The sequence below is a fragment of the Flavobacterium sp. genome, assembly GCF_040402955.1.
Classification (GTDB): domain Bacteria; phylum Bacteroidota; class Bacteroidia; order Flavobacteriales; family Flavobacteriaceae; genus Flavobacterium.
Genome location: NZ_JBBALQ010000004.1, coordinates 66,923 through 83,406 on the forward strand (window position 1 = coordinate 66,923; position 16,484 = coordinate 83,406).

At 31.7% G+C, this 16,484-nt stretch carries 16 protein-coding genes; 9 read left to right on the plus strand and 7 right to left on the minus strand.

From position 1 onward, the window contains the following. Positions 1 to 243: 243 nt before the first annotated feature. Together ABWP78_RS03555 and ABWP78_RS03560 are read right to left on the minus strand one after the other, a co-directional pair. Positions 244 to 1,350, minus strand: a complete 1,107-nt coding sequence (locus ABWP78_RS03555) for a lipoprotein N-acyltransferase Lnb domain-containing protein (protein ID WP_353169140.1) — start codon at positions 1,348 to 1,350, stop codon at positions 244 to 246. A 77-nt stretch (positions 1,351 to 1,427) separates the two neighbouring features. Next, entirely contained in the window at positions 1,428 to 2,501 is a 1,074-nt protein-coding gene (locus ABWP78_RS03560) for a putative type IX sorting system protein PorV2 (protein WP_502905453.1), read from the minus strand. Between the two features lie 120 nt (positions 2,502 to 2,621). Between ABWP78_RS03560 and ABWP78_RS03565 the strand changes: the two genes are divergently transcribed. Beyond that, positions 2,622 to 3,350 (plus strand): CDP-alcohol phosphatidyltransferase family protein, encoded by a 729-nt coding sequence (locus tag ABWP78_RS03565; protein WP_353169280.1) that lies wholly within the window; start codon positions 2,622 to 2,624, stop codon positions 3,348 to 3,350. A 5-nt stretch (positions 3,351 to 3,355) separates the two neighbouring features. Further along, a complete protein-coding gene (locus tag ABWP78_RS03570) occupies positions 3,356 to 4,198 on the plus strand; it encodes a GH25 family lysozyme (protein ID WP_353169142.1) in 843 nt (280 codons plus the stop codon). On the opposite strand, the gene ABWP78_RS03575 is transcribed toward ABWP78_RS03570, so the two are convergent. The 5 genes from ABWP78_RS03575 to ABWP78_RS03595 all read right to left on the minus strand — a co-directional run bounded on the left by ABWP78_RS03575 (position 4,191) and on the right by ABWP78_RS03595 (position 7,742). Then, positions 4,191 to 4,424: a DUF5808 domain-containing protein gene (locus ABWP78_RS03575; protein ID WP_353169144.1), complete on the minus strand. Its 234-nt coding sequence runs from the start codon at positions 4,422 to 4,424 to the stop codon at positions 4,191 to 4,193. The genes ABWP78_RS03570 and ABWP78_RS03575 overlap by 8 nt on opposite strands. Before the next feature lie 203 nt (positions 4,425 to 4,627). Next, positions 4,628 to 5,398, minus strand: a complete 771-nt coding sequence (lptB, locus tag ABWP78_RS03580) for an LPS export ABC transporter ATP-binding protein (protein WP_353169146.1) — start codon at positions 5,396 to 5,398, stop codon at positions 4,628 to 4,630. A gap of 198 nt (positions 5,399 to 5,596) precedes the next feature. Next, complete coding sequence (locus tag ABWP78_RS03585; RefSeq protein WP_353169148.1) at positions 5,597 to 5,947, minus strand: carboxymuconolactone decarboxylase family protein; 351 nt, start codon at positions 5,945 to 5,947, stop codon at positions 5,597 to 5,599. Further along, positions 5,947 to 6,777 carry a twin-arginine translocase subunit TatC gene (tatC, locus tag ABWP78_RS03590; RefSeq protein ID WP_353169151.1) on the minus strand — a complete coding sequence of 277 codons (831 nt, stop codon included), beginning with the start codon at positions 6,775 to 6,777 and terminating at the stop codon, positions 5,947 to 5,949. The genes ABWP78_RS03585 and tatC overlap by 1 nt, the downstream gene beginning before the upstream one ends. Beyond that, positions 6,777 to 7,742, minus strand: coding sequence for a KpsF/GutQ family sugar-phosphate isomerase (locus ABWP78_RS03595; RefSeq protein ID WP_353169153.1), 966 nt, complete (start codon positions 7,740 to 7,742; stop codon positions 6,777 to 6,779). Before ABWP78_RS03595 ends, tatC begins: the two co-directional genes overlap by 1 nt. A 121-nt stretch (positions 7,743 to 7,863) precedes the next feature. Here ABWP78_RS03595 and recQ point away from each other — a divergent pair, with 121 nt between their 5' ends. From recQ to ABWP78_RS03630, 7 genes are all read left to right on the plus strand, one after another. Next, complete coding sequence (recQ, locus tag ABWP78_RS03600) at positions 7,864 to 10,059, plus strand: DNA helicase RecQ (RefSeq protein ID WP_353169155.1); 2,196 nt, start codon at positions 7,864 to 7,866, stop codon at positions 10,057 to 10,059. 76 nt (positions 10,060 to 10,135) lie between these two features. Further along, positions 10,136 to 11,476 carry a sensor histidine kinase gene (locus ABWP78_RS03605; RefSeq protein ID WP_353169157.1) on the plus strand — a complete coding sequence of 447 codons (1,341 nt, stop codon included), beginning with the start codon at positions 10,136 to 10,138 and terminating at the stop codon, positions 11,474 to 11,476. A 42-nt stretch (positions 11,477 to 11,518) separates the two neighbouring features. Then, positions 11,519 to 12,142 (plus strand): response regulator, encoded by a 624-nt coding sequence (locus ABWP78_RS03610; protein ID WP_353169159.1) that lies wholly within the window; start codon positions 11,519 to 11,521, stop codon positions 12,140 to 12,142. Positions 12,143 to 12,463: 321 nt separating this feature from the next. After that, on the plus strand, positions 12,464 to 12,943 hold the full coding sequence (locus tag ABWP78_RS03615) for a T9SS type A sorting domain-containing protein (protein ID WP_353169161.1): 480 nt from the start codon (positions 12,464 to 12,466) through the stop codon (positions 12,941 to 12,943). Between the two features lie 5 nt (positions 12,944 to 12,948). Next, the gene (locus ABWP78_RS03620; protein WP_353169163.1) at positions 12,949 to 13,881 is read left to right on the plus strand and encodes a DUF8740 domain-containing protein; all 933 of its coding nucleotides are present in this window, start codon (positions 12,949 to 12,951) and stop codon (positions 13,879 to 13,881) included. Between the two features lie 102 nt (positions 13,882 to 13,983). Next, on the plus strand, positions 13,984 to 14,961 hold the full coding sequence (locus tag ABWP78_RS03625) for a hypothetical protein (protein WP_353169166.1): 978 nt from the start codon (positions 13,984 to 13,986) through the stop codon (positions 14,959 to 14,961). Positions 14,962 to 15,022: 61 nt separating this feature from the next. Then, positions 15,023 to 16,459 (plus strand): hypothetical protein, encoded by a 1,437-nt coding sequence (locus ABWP78_RS03630; RefSeq protein WP_353169169.1) that lies wholly within the window; start codon positions 15,023 to 15,025, stop codon positions 16,457 to 16,459. Positions 16,460 to 16,484 lie beyond the last annotated feature (25 nt).

Consider the following 16,484-nt stretch of genomic DNA (forward strand, 5'->3'; position numbering starts at 1 on the left):
AAAATACTAACCATTTTTTTAAGGAGTTGGTTTCTCTTATTCCTATAATAGAAAATATAAAACCTACTGTGCCTGTTATAGATGAAAAATACGCATATACATCTAATATATTAGAAAAAATAATTGATGGGTAGATATTTAAAATAAGTAATAATAATAGAAATACACTACTAATTAAAATTGCACAATAAGATCCATATCTTGAAAAATCAAAATAATTAGGCATATTACAAAGTTTTTTAATTACTTATAAACTATCTTTTTATATTTCATCACAATCCTAACCAACCAAAACAAATGCAACACTACAATTGGTATTACGATTAGTAATTGAATTTTGTTTACAATATAAGCCAAATAAATCAGCATAAAAGCAATAGAAATTTGACCTAATAAAATGATTTTCGAGGTGTTTTTTTTCCAATAGTAAAATGCGAAAACTAGTAATAATGGGTTAAATAAAAAGATGTTATAATTCCATAGAATTTCTTCGTGTAGCGAAAAGAATCCTACTAAACTGAAAAACAACCCTAATAATCCTGCGAAAATGAAATAGGTAATTTGTATGCCTTTTTTGTTTATTAAAATCAAAATTATAATCGCAGCCAATAAAGAATAAATAGAATTCATGTAAGAAAACGGAACAGTAATCGTTTCTTTATTTAAAACTATGTTTGGTTGTGCAATTTTTTGTCCGTTTAAAGTAGCAGTTTCTAATACTTTTTCAAATTCTAAAGGTAAAAATAGGCGAGTAGCAGGTTGGTCTACTTTAGTCCCAAAAATAATTTGAATCCCAAATTTCATATAGAAATCTGACATATATGGATACAAAATTTCTCTATAACTTTGTTTTGATTTTGGTTGTTTTAACACTTCGGAACCTAATATTTTATTGATTTTGTCTACAATCATTGTTGTACAATTTTTATCAATAAATTTATAGGTATAAAATCGTTCATCGGAAGTTAAACTAATGTTGAGCTCGTTAAAAAGTTGTTGTTTTTGTGCTGTAATTAAATTTAATTCTTGTGCTACAATACTTCTTCCGTCTAATTTGTAATTGTATTCAAAATCGTAGTAATTTTCGCTTGTTACAAAATATTGTAAATCACCTTTTACAAATTTCATCATAAAATTTGGAGTCGAAAAATCGAACGCACCATAGTTGTATACCACGTCAATTTGATTTACATTATCTGTAATTCGTATACCAGTGTGTCCATACATTGCGTAAGAAACGGGTGCCGTTCCGCAAGTTAAAATGCTAACTTTAGCATTGTCTGATAAAATTACGTTTTGCGAGAAACCAACAATTGGTAATAATAATAATAAAAGTATTTTTTTTAGCATATTGGTACGCAGATTTAACTGTTTTATACTGATTTTATTTTACTGAACACTCAAACTGAACAATGAATTCTCAAAATTTACCTTCTAAAAATTTCTAAATCCACTTTTACAGAAAAGACATTAGAATATAGCGCCGCACTTTGATTTCCTAAATCAGTTAAAGCATAATCTACTTGAATACCTTTGTATTTAAACCCTAAACCAAAATTTGGTTGAAAACTCACTTTATTTGTATTATCAATTTGTGTAATTTGTTGAAAGTTACCAACCCCAGCACGTAAAAAAGCCAAATCAATATAACCGAATTCCAAACCAATGGCAGGACTAATACTTACCATACTTGTAGAAATAATATCATTTGTTTGTGCAAATTCCATATTCAAGTTGGCTGCGGTTGTTAAAGTGTAATCGTAATGAAATTCGAATTTTTTTGACAATCCAAACTGTGCTTTTGGCAACGTAATTTCACTTGTTTCTGGCAATTCTTGGTTTTCACCTGGAACAGCATTTTTTATTTTCTTATATTCTTCTTCGTTAATGGTCCAAGTGTTGTATGTTGTAGTGATGTCTCGTAACATTAAACCAAATTTCCAATCGTTTTTGTTTTGAAATTGCAACCCTATATCAAATCCAAAACCCCAAGAAGAGGCAAAATCGCCAATAATTCTTCGAATTACTTTGGCATTCACACCATAATTAAAACCTTCAATAGGTAATTTTCGTGCGTAAGAAAATGTCACGCCATAATCGGCAGTAGAAAAAAGTGAAATGCGATTATAATCAATATTGCCTTGACTGTCAATTAATTGAGTGGTATTTAAAATGTCATCCACTCCAAAGCGAATTAAGGAAATTCCCCAAGCGCTTCGGTCGTCAATTGGCATAGCAAAACCAGCGTAATCATATTGAGCAATATTGGCAAAATAATTCGCGTGCATTAAAGCAATTTGTTTGTCTTCTAATTGTAAAATCCCTGCAGGATTCCAATATCCTGAATTTACATCCGAGGTTTGTCCAGTTACCGCATTACTCATTCCTAACGCTGCCGCATCCACTCCAATGTTTAAAAATTCGTTGGAATATTTACGAATAGTTTGTCCGAAAAATGACGTGGAAGTCAGCAACCCGATGAATACTATTATTTTTTTCAAATCATTTAATTCTAACAACAAATATCATAATTTCTTCTTTAATAAACTCAAATTCTTTCATTTTATTGTTTACATTTGCTATAGAAAATTCATATTAAAAAAAAACATCACTTCATGAGTATCAAAAAACACATTCCAAATACCATCACTTTGTTGAATTTATTAGCAGGCTTACTGGCTTTAATTCACGCGTTTAACGGAAATTATAATGAAGCTTTTTCATTGGTTTGTTTGGGAATTTTCTTTGATTATTGGGATGGTTTTTTCGCCAGAATTTGGAAAGTACAAAGCCCAATTGGTTTACAATTGGACTCTTTAGCAGATATGGTTACAAGTGGCGTGGTGCCAGGATTGGTAATGTATAAAATGTTAGCAGATATTCAGGAAAACCAATCGCAATATAATTTAACAGAAGACACGTATTATATGGGTGTTGTACCGTATTTAGGTTTTTTAATCACTTTAGCATCTTGTTACAGATTGGCTAAATTTAATGTAGACACGCGTCAAACCGATTCGTTTATTGGTTTACCAACACCAGCAAATGCTTTGTTAATTATGAGTATTCCAATGATTCAGTTTCATTCAGAATTTGAATGGTTAGTTGATTTTTTAAGTAATCCTTATGTTTTAGTCGGAGTTACGGTTTTAAGTTCGTATTTATTAAATGCAGAAATTCCTTTATTTTCTTTAAAAGTAAAAAGTTTCAGCTGGGAAAAATATAAAATGCAAGTCGTGTTTTTGATTCTTTCTCTGATTTTAATAATCTTGTTAGAATTTATCGCCATTCCAATTATCATTTTGCTTTATGTGATTTTATCTGTGGTGAATAATACGATTTTTAAGTAAGTGTAATGGCTGCCAGAAGAAAATATACTTCTAATAGAAAAAAACAAACTTCAATTAGTCCGAAATCTTTCAAATGGATTCTAGGACTTTTTTTGTTATTGATTACGATTGTTTTCGTATATCAGAAAAAAGATGTAGTTCTATATTACTTAGGATTTAAATCCAAACACACCACTTTAACTGCAAATCAAAGAAAACTTGAAGATGCTCGAATAAATGATATCGTAGCCAATCACGAAGGTAAAATTTTAGGTATTGATGTTTCTCAGTATCAAGGTACTATTGATTGGGAAAATCTTGAAGCTATTGAAGAGCAATTTGAAATTAAGTTTGTAGTGGTTCGGGCAACAGCCGGAAGTAAAAAAGTAGATCGTAAATTCAAAACAAACTGGAAAAATTTATCGTCAACTGTTTATATTCAGGGTGCTTATCATTATTATCGTCCAGATGAAAATTCAACCGATCAAGCTACTAATTTTATTAAGAATGTCAAATTACGAAAAGGACATTTACCACCAATTTTAGATATCGAAAAAATGCCTAAAGGACAATCGATGAACAAATTAAAAGAAGGATTACAAAATTGGTTAACAATAGTAGAAAAACAGTACGGAGTGAAACCTATTATTTATACGGGTGAAAAATATTACGAAGATTTTTTGCGAGACGATTTTCCAAATTATAAATTTTGGATAGCCAATTACAATCCTTGGAAAGAAAAAATTGAAGATGATTATTTGATGTGGCAATTTACGGAAAAAGCCCAACTTCACGGCATCAACGAACTTGTAGATGTGAACGTTTTCAACGGAAACGTAGCTGATTTGAAGAAAGTCTGTATTAAATAATCCATTTTTTGGGGAAAAATGCCGTTAGAAATAGAATTAAAAGGACAATGGCAATCAACAATGCTACAGATTTTGAATTGGCAAAGTTAGTGGTCCAACCCATCCAAGCTTCTCTTTTTGGCGGTAATAATCTTTCGTCTTCAGGATTATAATAAAACACACCACATTTCCAATTTTTTTGGTCTTTGCGCCAAGCTTCTGATTGTTCTTTTGAAGGATTTTTCATATGATAGGTACGCGTATGACGCGGATTTTAATCGATTTATAAAGATTTTAAACTTTGCTTTTGCTTAAATTTGTATAAGGAAGATATTTCCCTACGTCTTAATAACGAATTAAACACAATCTTGTCAATTCAATTATAGTTGAGACGCTTTCAGCGTGACAAACGTGGTGTGAAAAATAAATCCTATGAGTCTATCTGTTTAGTTACTTATCTAACTCAACTTCTTTTGAAGCATTAAAGTCTATTTTTGTTTTTCTTAATTCGAAATTCTGACCTAAATATACACGTCTAACCATTTCATCTTCTACTAATTCTTCTGGTTTTCCTGCTTTCAAGATACCACCTTCGAACATTAAATAGGTTTTGTCTGTGATGGCTAACGTTTCTTGTACATTATGGTCGGTTATTAATATTCCGATGTTTTTATTTTTTAATTGTGCTACAATTCTTTGAATATCTTCCACCGCAACTGGATCAACTCCAGCAAACGGTTCATCTAATAAAATAAACTTTGGATCTGTTGCCAAACAACGAGCAATTTCTGTTCTTCTTCGTTCTCCACCCGATAATAAATCACCACGATTTGTACGAATATGACCTAATGAAAACTCTTCAATTAAGCTTTCCATTTTGGCTTCTTGTTCGGCTTTGGTTAAATTTGTTAATTGTAAAACCGATAAAATATTGTCTTCTATGCTCAATTTTCTAAAAACCGATGCTTCTTGCGCCAAATACCCAATTCCGTTTTGAGCCCTTTTGGACATAGGAAAATCGGTAATATTCATATCATCTAAATAAATATTTCCAGAATTTGGTTTTACTAAACCTACAATCATATAAAATGAAGTCGTTTTTCCAGCACCATTTGGGCCTAATAAACCCACAATTTCGCCTTGGTTTACTTCAACAGAAATGCCTTTTACAACACTTCTTTTCTTATATGTTTTAACTAAATTTTCGGCTCTTAATTTCATTTGTTTTAATTTGTCAATTAATCAATATGGCAATGTGCCAATTTTTTTATATTGCTTCAATTTTTATTAATGGCAATACTATAATTTTATTCGTTTGTAAAAATATCAAAAAAATAACCATTAATTATAATTCAATTTTCTAATGTTTAGTTAAATTTTTTGAATTGTCGCATTAACTAATTGGCACATGGCACATTATTAAATTGACTCATTCTCTAACGCTTCCCAAAACTCATAAGCTCTACGCAAATGTGGAATCACAATAGTACCACCAACCAAAGTGGCAATACTCATAGCTTCCATCATTTCTGTGCGATTTACTCCGTTTTTGTATGCTGTTTCTAAATGATATTTTATACAATCGTCACAACGCAGAACAGCTGAAGCTACTAATCCTAATAATTCTTTAGTTTTCACATCAAGTGCGCCTTCGCTATAGGCGTTTGTGTCTAAGTTGAAAATTCTTTTGATTACTTTATTGTCATCGGCTACTAATTTTTCATTCATTTTAGCACGATAGTTGTTAAACTCGGAAATTAAATCACTCATTATATTGTGGTTATTGATTTGTTGTTCTTCTTAAAGATAAAAGCACTAATAAAAATACTTATTTCGTAAAGTATAATTAATGGGATAGTTATTATAACTTGGCTAATTACATCTGGTGGTGTTACTATTGCTGCAATAATTAAGATAATTACATATGCCCATTTTCTGTATTCTCTTAAAAAAGAAGGAGTTACCAATCCTAAAGTGGATAAGAAATAAATTATAATTGGTAATTCGAAAATTAAACCAGTCGCTAAAGTTGTGGTTTTAACGGTTCCGATATAAGAATTTACATTAATATCGTTTTTAATAACATCAGATACGGTAAATGTTGATAAAAAATTTAATGATAAGGGTGTTAGTACAAAATAACCAAATAACACACCTAAAAAGAATAATAAAGAAGAAATAACTATAAATTTCACTGCATTTCTTTTTTCTTTTTTATATAATGCCGGACTAATGAAATTCCAAAATTGTAATAAAATATAAGGAAAACTTATGATAAATCCTGCTGTAATACACGTCCAAACTAATAAAGAAATTTGTCCTTCAATTTCGGTATTTTGAATGCTGAAATTTAATGTAGTGTCGCAAAAACTTTTGTCTAAATCGTATTTATTTGCCAAATCACAAAAAAACTGATAGGTAACAAAATCACCTTTCATGGGTCCAAAAATAATAGTTTTAAAAATAAAATCGTTAAAAAACCAAGCAACTGCACCACCTGTTAATATAGCGGCTGAACTTCTCACTAGCAACCATCTTAATTCCTCAAGATGGTCTAAAAAAGTCATTTCGTTAATGTTTTTTTTGTTTTTTTTTGCCATTATACAATTCCTTCTTTTAAAATATCGTGTAAATGCAACACGCCTTTGTATGTTCCATTATCAATCACCATCAATTGTGTAATTTTATTATCTTCTAACACATCTAAAGCTTCTGAAACTAAAACGGTTAAAGCTATTGATTTTGGATTTTTAGTCATAATATCTTGTGCAGTTAATTCAGAAAAAGTGTCTCTATCTGTTAACATTCTTCTGATATCGCCATCAGTAATAATTCCAATTACTTTATCATTTTCAACAACAGCGGTAACACCTAAACGTTTTTCAGAAATTTCCATAATTACTTTTTTAATGGAAGCATTTGGAGCTACTTGCGGTGCGTGTGTAGCGTCTAACATATCTTTAACGCGTAATAATAGTTTTTTTCCCAAGGCACCACCAGGATGATATTTGGCAAAATCTTCTGCCTGAAAATTTCTTAATTTCATCAAACAAACGGCAATAGCATCGCCTAAAACTAATTGAGCAGTTGTGCTATTTGTAGGGGCTAAACCAAGCGGACAACTTTCGTCATCTACGTGTGCAAGTATAACTAAATCGGAAGATGTAGCTAAAAATGAGCTTGGATTAGCGGTCATTCCAATTAAAGTAGTACCAAAATTTTTAATAATTGGCGCCAAAACTTTAATTTCAGGACTATTTCCACTTTTTGAAATGCATAAAACAACGTCGCCTTTTTGTATCATTCCTAAATCGCCATGAATGGCTTCAGCAGCGTGTAAAAATATAGATGGTGTGCCTGTAGAATTTAATGTCGCTACAATTTTCTGAGCAATAATCGCACTTTTTCCAATACCAGTAACGACTAATCTTCCTTTGGAATCGAAAATTAATTGTACAGTTTTGGCAAAATCTTCAGTAAGATATTGCGTAAGTTTTGCAATACTTTCGCTTTGTGACAGGATAGTTTGCTTTGCGTTTTCTAGTATAGTTTGTGTTGTATTCAAAATTAAATGAATTATATTTTTGTTTTTAAAGAATAGTTGTATCTTTATGATTGCAAATTTAGACAAAATTCAAATAATAATTGTCTAAAATTATGTGTTTATAAGTTGAACCCATTATTTCATGAAAGAACAGAATATAGATTTATACAAAGAGTTAAAAAAATACTTTGGATTTTCTCAATTTAAAGGATTACAAGAAAAAGTAGTTACAAGTATTATTTCTGGTAATAACACCTTTGTTATTATGCCAACTGGTGGTGGAAAATCATTATGTTATCAATTACCCGCATTGGTTTTAGAAGGAACAGCCATTGTAGTTTCTCCGCTTATTGCTTTAATGAAAAATCAGGTAGATGCCATTAGAAGTATGGGGTCAGATGTTGGTGTAGCTCATGTTTTAAATTCTTCTTTAAATAAAACAGAAGTCAATCAGGTAAAAGCAGATATTTTATCTGGAAAAACTAAAATGCTATATGTAGCACCAGAATCATTAACAAAAGAGGATTATATTAAGTTTTTAAAAACAGTTAAAATATCATTTGTAGCGATTGATGAAGCACATTGTATTTCTGAATGGGGACATGATTTTAGACCAGAATACAGAAATTTAAGAAGTATTATTAAGCAATTAGGAGATGTACCAATTATTGGACTTACCGCAACGGCTACTCCTAAAGTGCAAGAAGATATCTTGAAAAATTTAGATATGCCAAATGCCAATACGTTTAAAGCTTCTTTTAACCGACCAAATTTATACTACGAAATACGCCCTAAAACAAAAAATGTTCAAGGTGATATTATACGATTTATTAAACAATACAAAGGAAAATCAGGTGTTATCTATTGCTTAAGTAGAAAAAAAGTGGAAGAAATCGCACAGGTTTTACAAGTAAATGGAATTTCTGCAGTGCCTTATCATGCAGGTTTAGATGCAAAAACACGTGCCAAGCATCAAGACATGTTTCTTATGGAAGATGTTGATGTTGTAGTGGCTACTATTGCTTTTGGTATGGGAATTGACAAACCAGATGTACGATTTGTAATTCATCACGACATTCCCAAATCATTAGAAAGTTATTATCAAGAAACAGGAAGAGCTGGTAGAGATGATGGCGAAGGAATTTGTATGGCTTATTATTCTTACAAAGATATTGAAAAGTTAGAAAAATTCATGTCTGGAAAACCAATTGCTGAACAAGAAATCGGTTACGCATTACTACAAGAAGTAGTCGCATATGCTGAAACCTCCATTTCTAGAAGAAAATATTTACTTCACTATTTCGGAGAAGAATTTGACGAAGTTAATGGTGAAGGAGCCGATATGGATGATAACGTTAGAAATCCTAAAGTTAAAACAGAAGCTCAAAATCAAATAGTTACCTTGTTAAAAGTAATTAACGATACAAAACAGTTATTTAAATCTAAAGAAGTTATAATGGCTTTAGTAGGTAAAATTAATGCCATTATTAAGGCACAAAAAATAGATACATTAAAAACATTTGGTAGTGGTGCTAAGCATGATGAAAAATACTGGATGGCATTAATTCGGCAGGTTTTAGTGGCGGGATTAATTTCTAAAGATATAGAAAGTTACGGTGTTTTAAAAGTAACTCCAGCTGGAAATGATTTTATTGCCAAACCTTATTCATTTATGGTGGCAGAAGATCATGAATTCAGCGAAGAAGAGGATGAAAATATCATAGCAGCAGCAAAAGCAACAGGAACTGCCGATGCAGTATTAATGTCAATGCTTAAAGATTTACGCAAAAAAGAAGCCAAAAAACATAATGTGCCACCGTTTGTAGTGTTTCAAGATCCTTCTTTGGAAGATATGGCACTTAAATATCCAATTACTATTGACGAATTAAGTAATGTTCATGGTGTAGGAGAAGGCAAGGCAAAGAAATTCGGAAAACCGTTTATTGAATTAATTTCAAGATATGTGGATGAAAACGATATTATTCGTCCAGATGATTTAGTGGTGAAATCTACAGGAGCAAATTCTATAAATAAATTATATATCATTCAAAATATTGATAGAAAATTAGCTTTAGACGATATTGCTTCTGCTAAAGGAATAAAATTTGATGATTTATTGAAAGAAATGGAACAAATTGTATTTTCAGGAACCAAATTAAATATTAAGTACTGGATTGACGAAATTTTAGACGAAGAGCAACAAGAAGAAATTCACGACTATTTTATGGAATCCGAATCAGACAGTATTGAAAAAGCCTTAAAAGAATTTGATGGCGATTACGATACTGAAGAACTTCGATTAATGCGAATTAAATTTATTAGCGAAGTAGCGAATTAAAGGAAAGCTTTTATAAACAAAAACCAAATTAAAATTTTTTAAAGTTATAATTTGGTTTTTTTATTTTTTATTAAAAATGAAAAGAATACAATTATTTACAAAGCGAGATATTATCTATAAACTTTTATATTTATTTTTTTTTAGCACAATTTTACTTTTTATATATTTTAATAAAAAAGATAATAATAGTACCAATTTTATTGAAATTCCTCAGAAAGACGAACTTTCATTACAAACGGATACCATTTTTGCCAATAAAAAAAATAGTTTTTCAAAAAACAGCATAACGTATATATACCAACCCATTAAATCTATTAATCAAACAATTGATGATGAGTTAAATAGAAATGGAAAAACGTATACTTTCCAACTTGAAGAACTTGAATTAAAACCAAAATTAGTTGAGGCTAGAATTAATAGAGTTAAAGTATCGTTGCAAAACAAATATACAATGCAAAGAGACGCAAGATTATTGACCCTCAAATTTAATGAAATTGAATTTAAAGAAAAAAAAATGCATTATCAATTTGCATTTAATGAATTTGGAAATTATGAAGATTTTTGTCATGAAAACACTTTGAATATTCACGTGCCTATTGGGGAATATAATTTATATATAAGAGCAGTAGATTTTAAAAATAATGTTGTTACAAAATATACAAAGATTATAACCTTTTCAAGAGTTCCTTATCCAAAAGGGGTTTTGTTTTGGTTATTAATATCAATAATTGTTATTTCTCCTTTTGTTTTTTATTTTTTTAAGTTTAAGTTTAGTAAACAAAAACAACAATTTCAACAAGAGTTAGCCCTTGAAAAACAACGTTCAAAAATAACGGCTGATTTACATGATGAAATTGGTTCCTCTTTATCAAGTTTACAAATCAATAGCGCCGTGGCAAGTTTTTTAATCGAAAAAAACCCAACAGAAGCTCAAAAAATCCTTCAAAAAATAGAATCACAATCCGAACATTTATCAGATAAAATTGGAGATATTATTTGGAGTATGAAACCTGGAAAAGAAGAATTTTTAACCTTAACCTCAAGAATTAAAAATTTTGCAAATGAAATTGTGGGTTCTACTAATATTAATTATAAAATCGATATTGATAAAAATATTGATAAAAAAATTACCGATATTTCTACAAGAAAAAACATTGTATTGTTTGTAAAAGAAGCTATTAATAATGCAGTAAAATATAGTAAAGCAAAACAATTAACCATTTTAATACAAGTTATAGAAAATCAAATTAGTATTGAAGTCTCTGATGATGGAGTTGGGTTTGATACTTCTAGTACAAATGGAAATGGTTTAGGAAATATGCAAAATAGAATTGAAGAGTTAAAAGGTCAATTTAGCATAACATCTGAACTAAATTTGGGTACAAAAGTAAAAGCAACAATGCCGATTATACCCTAATTTAGGGACAAATTCAGATGAGAATATAAGTATCTTTATACCGTGGTAATTAGAGTTTTTATATATGATGACAGTAACGAACGAAGAGATAGTTTGAAGGCGTTATTAATGCTGAATGACCAACTCAAGTTTGTGGGCGAAGCTATGAATTGTGCTACCGTAAATGAAGATATAGATAACTTCTATCCAGATGTAGTTTTGATGGATATTAATATGCCCGAAGTCAATGGGATTGAAGGTTTACGAATTATAAAAACCAATCATCCAGAAGTAAAAGTATTGATGCAAACCGCATTTGACGATTCTGATAAAATATTTACTAGTATTTTAAATGGGGCAAATGGTTATATTTTAAAAAAAGACAAACCGCAACGAATTCTTCAGGCAATTGAAGAAGTGTATCAAGGCGGAGCAGCAATGAATCCTGGAATTGCACAAAAAGTATTGGATTATTTTAAACCCAAAGAAATTAATAATCCCTTATCGCCCAAAGAAACTCAAGTTTTAGCTCTTTTAGCCGAAGGCCTTTCCTATAAAATGGTTGCCGATAAATTAGGAGTCAGCTATTCCACCGTAAATACACATGGCAAACGCATTTACGAAAAACTACATATATCTTCATTAGGCGAAGCCATTGCATATTATTACAAAAATTTAAAACAATAAATTTTTCGTACTTTTTGTCATCCTGAAGAAGGAAGAATCTCATATACCGTTAGTTTTAAATTAAAATCCCTTGTCCCACGATTAAGGGATTTTTTGTAATAAACAAATGTTAATATTTGTGATGAAATTAGTAATAAAAAGTATTCTCCATTAAACAACGGATACAAATTCCGTTGTTTAATGGAGAATACTTTGAGGTAAATAAACAACCTTTGTACATAATTTCAAAACACAAGTAACACATTGAAAATCAAATTGATATAAAAAAAAGTGACGTCGAAAACTGTAAAGAGTAGACAAAAATTAAAATTAAAAAAAAATATGAAAAAAAGCAAATTACTATTTACACTCTTTTTTTTGGTTGCATTATCCACAATTCAAGCTCAACAAACCGTTGATGCTTCTGGAGGAGTAGCAAGTGGAAGTGGAGGAACTGTAAATTATTCTGTTGGGCAGGTAGTTTATACTACTAACACAGGAACCACAGGATCAGTGGCACAAGGCGTGCAGCAACCCTTCGAAATTTCTGTAGTATTGGGGGTAGAAGAGCACCAAATAAGCCTTAATATACAAGCTTACCCCAACCCAACTACCAATTTTTTAACACTTAATGTAGGCAAAGCTGAACTTTCAACTTTCAACTTTGAGCTTTACGACATTAGTGGAAAATTAATTGAAAGTAAAAAAATAACCAGCACAACCGAAACTATCCGTATGGAAAACTTACCAATTGCGATTTATTTTTTGAAAATATCAGATAGTAACAAAGTAATCAAAACATTTAAAATCATTAAAAAATAAAAACTATGAAAACAAAAATTTTCTCAGTAATAGCAGGGCTTTTATTAACGGCAAGCGTTTTCGCACAAGCCCCACAAAAAATGAGTTACCAAGCTGTAATACGCAACAGCAGTAGTGCTTTAGTAACATCAACATCAGTTGGTATGAAAATTAGCATATTGCAAGGTACGTCAACTGGTACAGCTGTATATGTAGAAACCCAAACACCAACCACCAACGCTAATGGTTTAGTTAGTTTAGAAATTGGAAGTGGCACACCAGTAACAGGTACTTTTTCAGGTATTAATTGGGCAACTGGACTTTATTTTATTAAAACAGAAACCGACCCAACAGGCGGAACGGCTTATACAATAGTTGGCACAAACAAATTAATGAGTGTGCCTTACGCTTTGTATGCAGCAAAAACCGCACCTTTAACTTGTTTAACAAATGTAGATTGCCCTTCAGGTTTTGTTTGCTCAGGTGGTGGATGCGTTCCAAGCTTTACCCACTACCTTGGCGAAGCCTATTTAGGCGGTATTATTTACTATCTATACAAAGGCAGCGATGGTTTAGAACACGGGCTTATTGTAGCACTTACCGAAAGCACAGCCCAATGGCAAACATCAAGTACATTAGTAAACGCAAACCGAACAGAAGATGGAGCATTCAATACAGCATTAATGACAGGTAGCCCAGCTGCAACTTACATTGCAGGTTTAGGTGCAGGTTGGTATTTACCAAGTGTTGACGAATTAGGATTATTGTATTACAACCGTTATAGTGCTCAAAAAGGCTTGCGAGCAGGTGGCAACACGCTAATTTCAAATACAGGTAACTATTGGAGCAGTACCGAGAATGGCGCAACCATTGCGTATATCTTCAACTTCTACTATGATTCCGCCAACCTCTTTCCTAAGACAAGTACAGCCACCGTGCGTGGAGTAAGGGCTTTTTAGTGAATTTACTGTTTTCTCAATAAATAATTTCAAAATAGAGGTAACAAATTGAAAACCCAATAGATATAAAAATAATAATATTAAAATTTTAATAAAAAAATTATGAAAAAAACAAACACGCTAAGCGCAATAGTAATTTCAACATTTCTAACCTTGGTAAGTTGCGACTCTTCTGAAACTACTGCAGCAGCAGTTGTGCCTTCCACTTTTGAATATTTGTATATTAAAAGTCCAGCAACCGCTTCAGGAACATCAAATATTTGGAATTTAAAAAACGAAACCACCGCAGGAGCAGGTTTTGCTTCTCCAACAAATCTAAGAATTGACACACCTACTCCTACACTTGGACATCAAACCTTAATGTCTTATCAATGCTCGGCTTATGACAAGGTTAACAAAAAATATGCGGTATCAACAGGCGATAGACTTGTGATTTACGATGTTACAAACACAGCTTCGGTTCCTGCTCCTACAATTTTAACTATTGCTAACATTCAGGCAATTGAATTTGTAGCGGGCAATTTGTATGTCCTAAAAAACTATCAAATAAAAAAATACAATAGTGCCTTTGTGCTTGACGCAACTTTTGGACCTGTTTCATTACCAATCCCTATTTCAGGTGCCTCTTACGCTTCAAATTTGTGTTATAATGGAACTGATTTGTATGTGATTAATGATGGTATGTTGCATAAAATTAATACTGCAGGAGCAGGATCAATTTCTTCTATTTCCTTAGGTACTACCAGTGAGTTTGACGGATTAGAGTATATCAATACAACGGCTTTACCAAATAAATTGTATGCGGTAAAAAAAGGAACCTCTCCAAAATTTGTAGAAATTGACCCAATAACAGGGGCTGGAACCGTTAAATATACTTTAACCTATACGCCAGATTTTAGCCGTATTTCATCGGCATTGGATTATAGCACCGAGTTTTATTATTTAGATAGTTCAAATGGATTTAGTAGCGATCAAAATACGTTAACCATTATAGATCTTACTCCAACTGGCGCATACACTCCTGTACCATTGACTACACCGAGTAATAAATACTTATTTGGCTTGCAGTTGAAAGATTAATTAGAATAAAAAATTTAAAACCCAATTAATATATCAATTCTAACATTAAAATGTAAACAAAATGAAAAATCTAAAAACAACAATTTTATCAGTATGTATTGCATTGTGCTGTTTAACAAATGGAAACACACAAGGGCATCGTGTTGGATATTTACCACCACCACTACCACCCAGAATACTGCTCTCTTTCGGTGGAGGATTATCTTCCCCAAGCATTGAAGCCAAAGATAAAGCTTTTTTAAGCAACACCACAGCAATTAATGCCGATGTGTTTTTGCCTTTGATTAGTAAAGGTATAAATGAAAATGGAAAAGGTATACAGGAAGGAGGACTTAATAGATTTAGTGCAGGTTTGAACTTTGGTGGTGCCTACAACTTTGGAGGAAGCGGCGGTTTTGGAACCACTCCAAATCCATTTGCAATAACTGGACAAACTTCAAGTATGGTTTCAGATAAAACTGTTGACCCAAGATCTCCTGGTTTCAGAATGGGAGGTGGTCCACAAGCTAATTTTTATTTTGGTAAGTTTATTGTTTCACCCATGGTTTTAGGAGAATATTTCTCGATGACACAAAAGGAAATGAGCATAGTGCAAACCACCCAATACAACGGTCTGAGCTATGATTTTAATTTGGCAACTTTACCCGAAACCAAAACAAGCGGTTTTGCTGTAACGCCAAAATTGCGTTTGCAATATATGATAAGCAAGCATTTTGGTCTTTTTGCCGATGCAAGTTATACAACGGGACCAAAAATGGAAACAACGGTTTCAAAATTAATTCCAAATGGAAATCCTTTAGTAGATCTTCAAAGTTATAACCTTCAGCAATTACAAACAGGAACTATGGTGAAAGGCGAAACAAAATCAACTGCTTATAGTGCTATGGGATTTAATTTTGGTGTGGTGATTGGTTGGGGAGGAAAAAACACTGATAATCAAAAGCAAAGACCTTGCGATTGTTGTCACGAGACTCACGGTCGAGGTATATGTCCAAACGGATGTGATAAGGCTACTTCGGCAAACGTACTTGATCCAAAAGATTTAGTACTTGCAGATGCTGGAAAAGATGTTGTAAATCAAGCGGATGTAAAAGCCATTGCCGAAACATTAGTAACAATGCGTAAAGGTTGGGATGGAAGTATAAAAGGAAACATTGTAGAGAAAAAAGGAATTACAGAAAATGGACTTAAAAAGAACGAAGCTAAAAGTGAAGACATTAATTTAAACTTAACATCTACAGCTCAAACATTGGTCAACTTAGCCCGAAAAGGTTGGGATGGTTCCATAAAAGGAAATAAAAGTGAAAGTGTAGCTAATGAAGCTGATGTAAAAGCAATTACAGAAACATTAGTCAATATACGAAAAGGTTGGGATGGATCTATAAAAGGAAACTATGCTGAAAGTATAACTCATGAAGCCGATGTGAAAGCAATTACCGAAGTATTTGTCAATATACGAAAAGGTTGGGATGGTTCAATAAAAGGAAATAAAAATTAACTAATAACTCAACAAACATTATTAC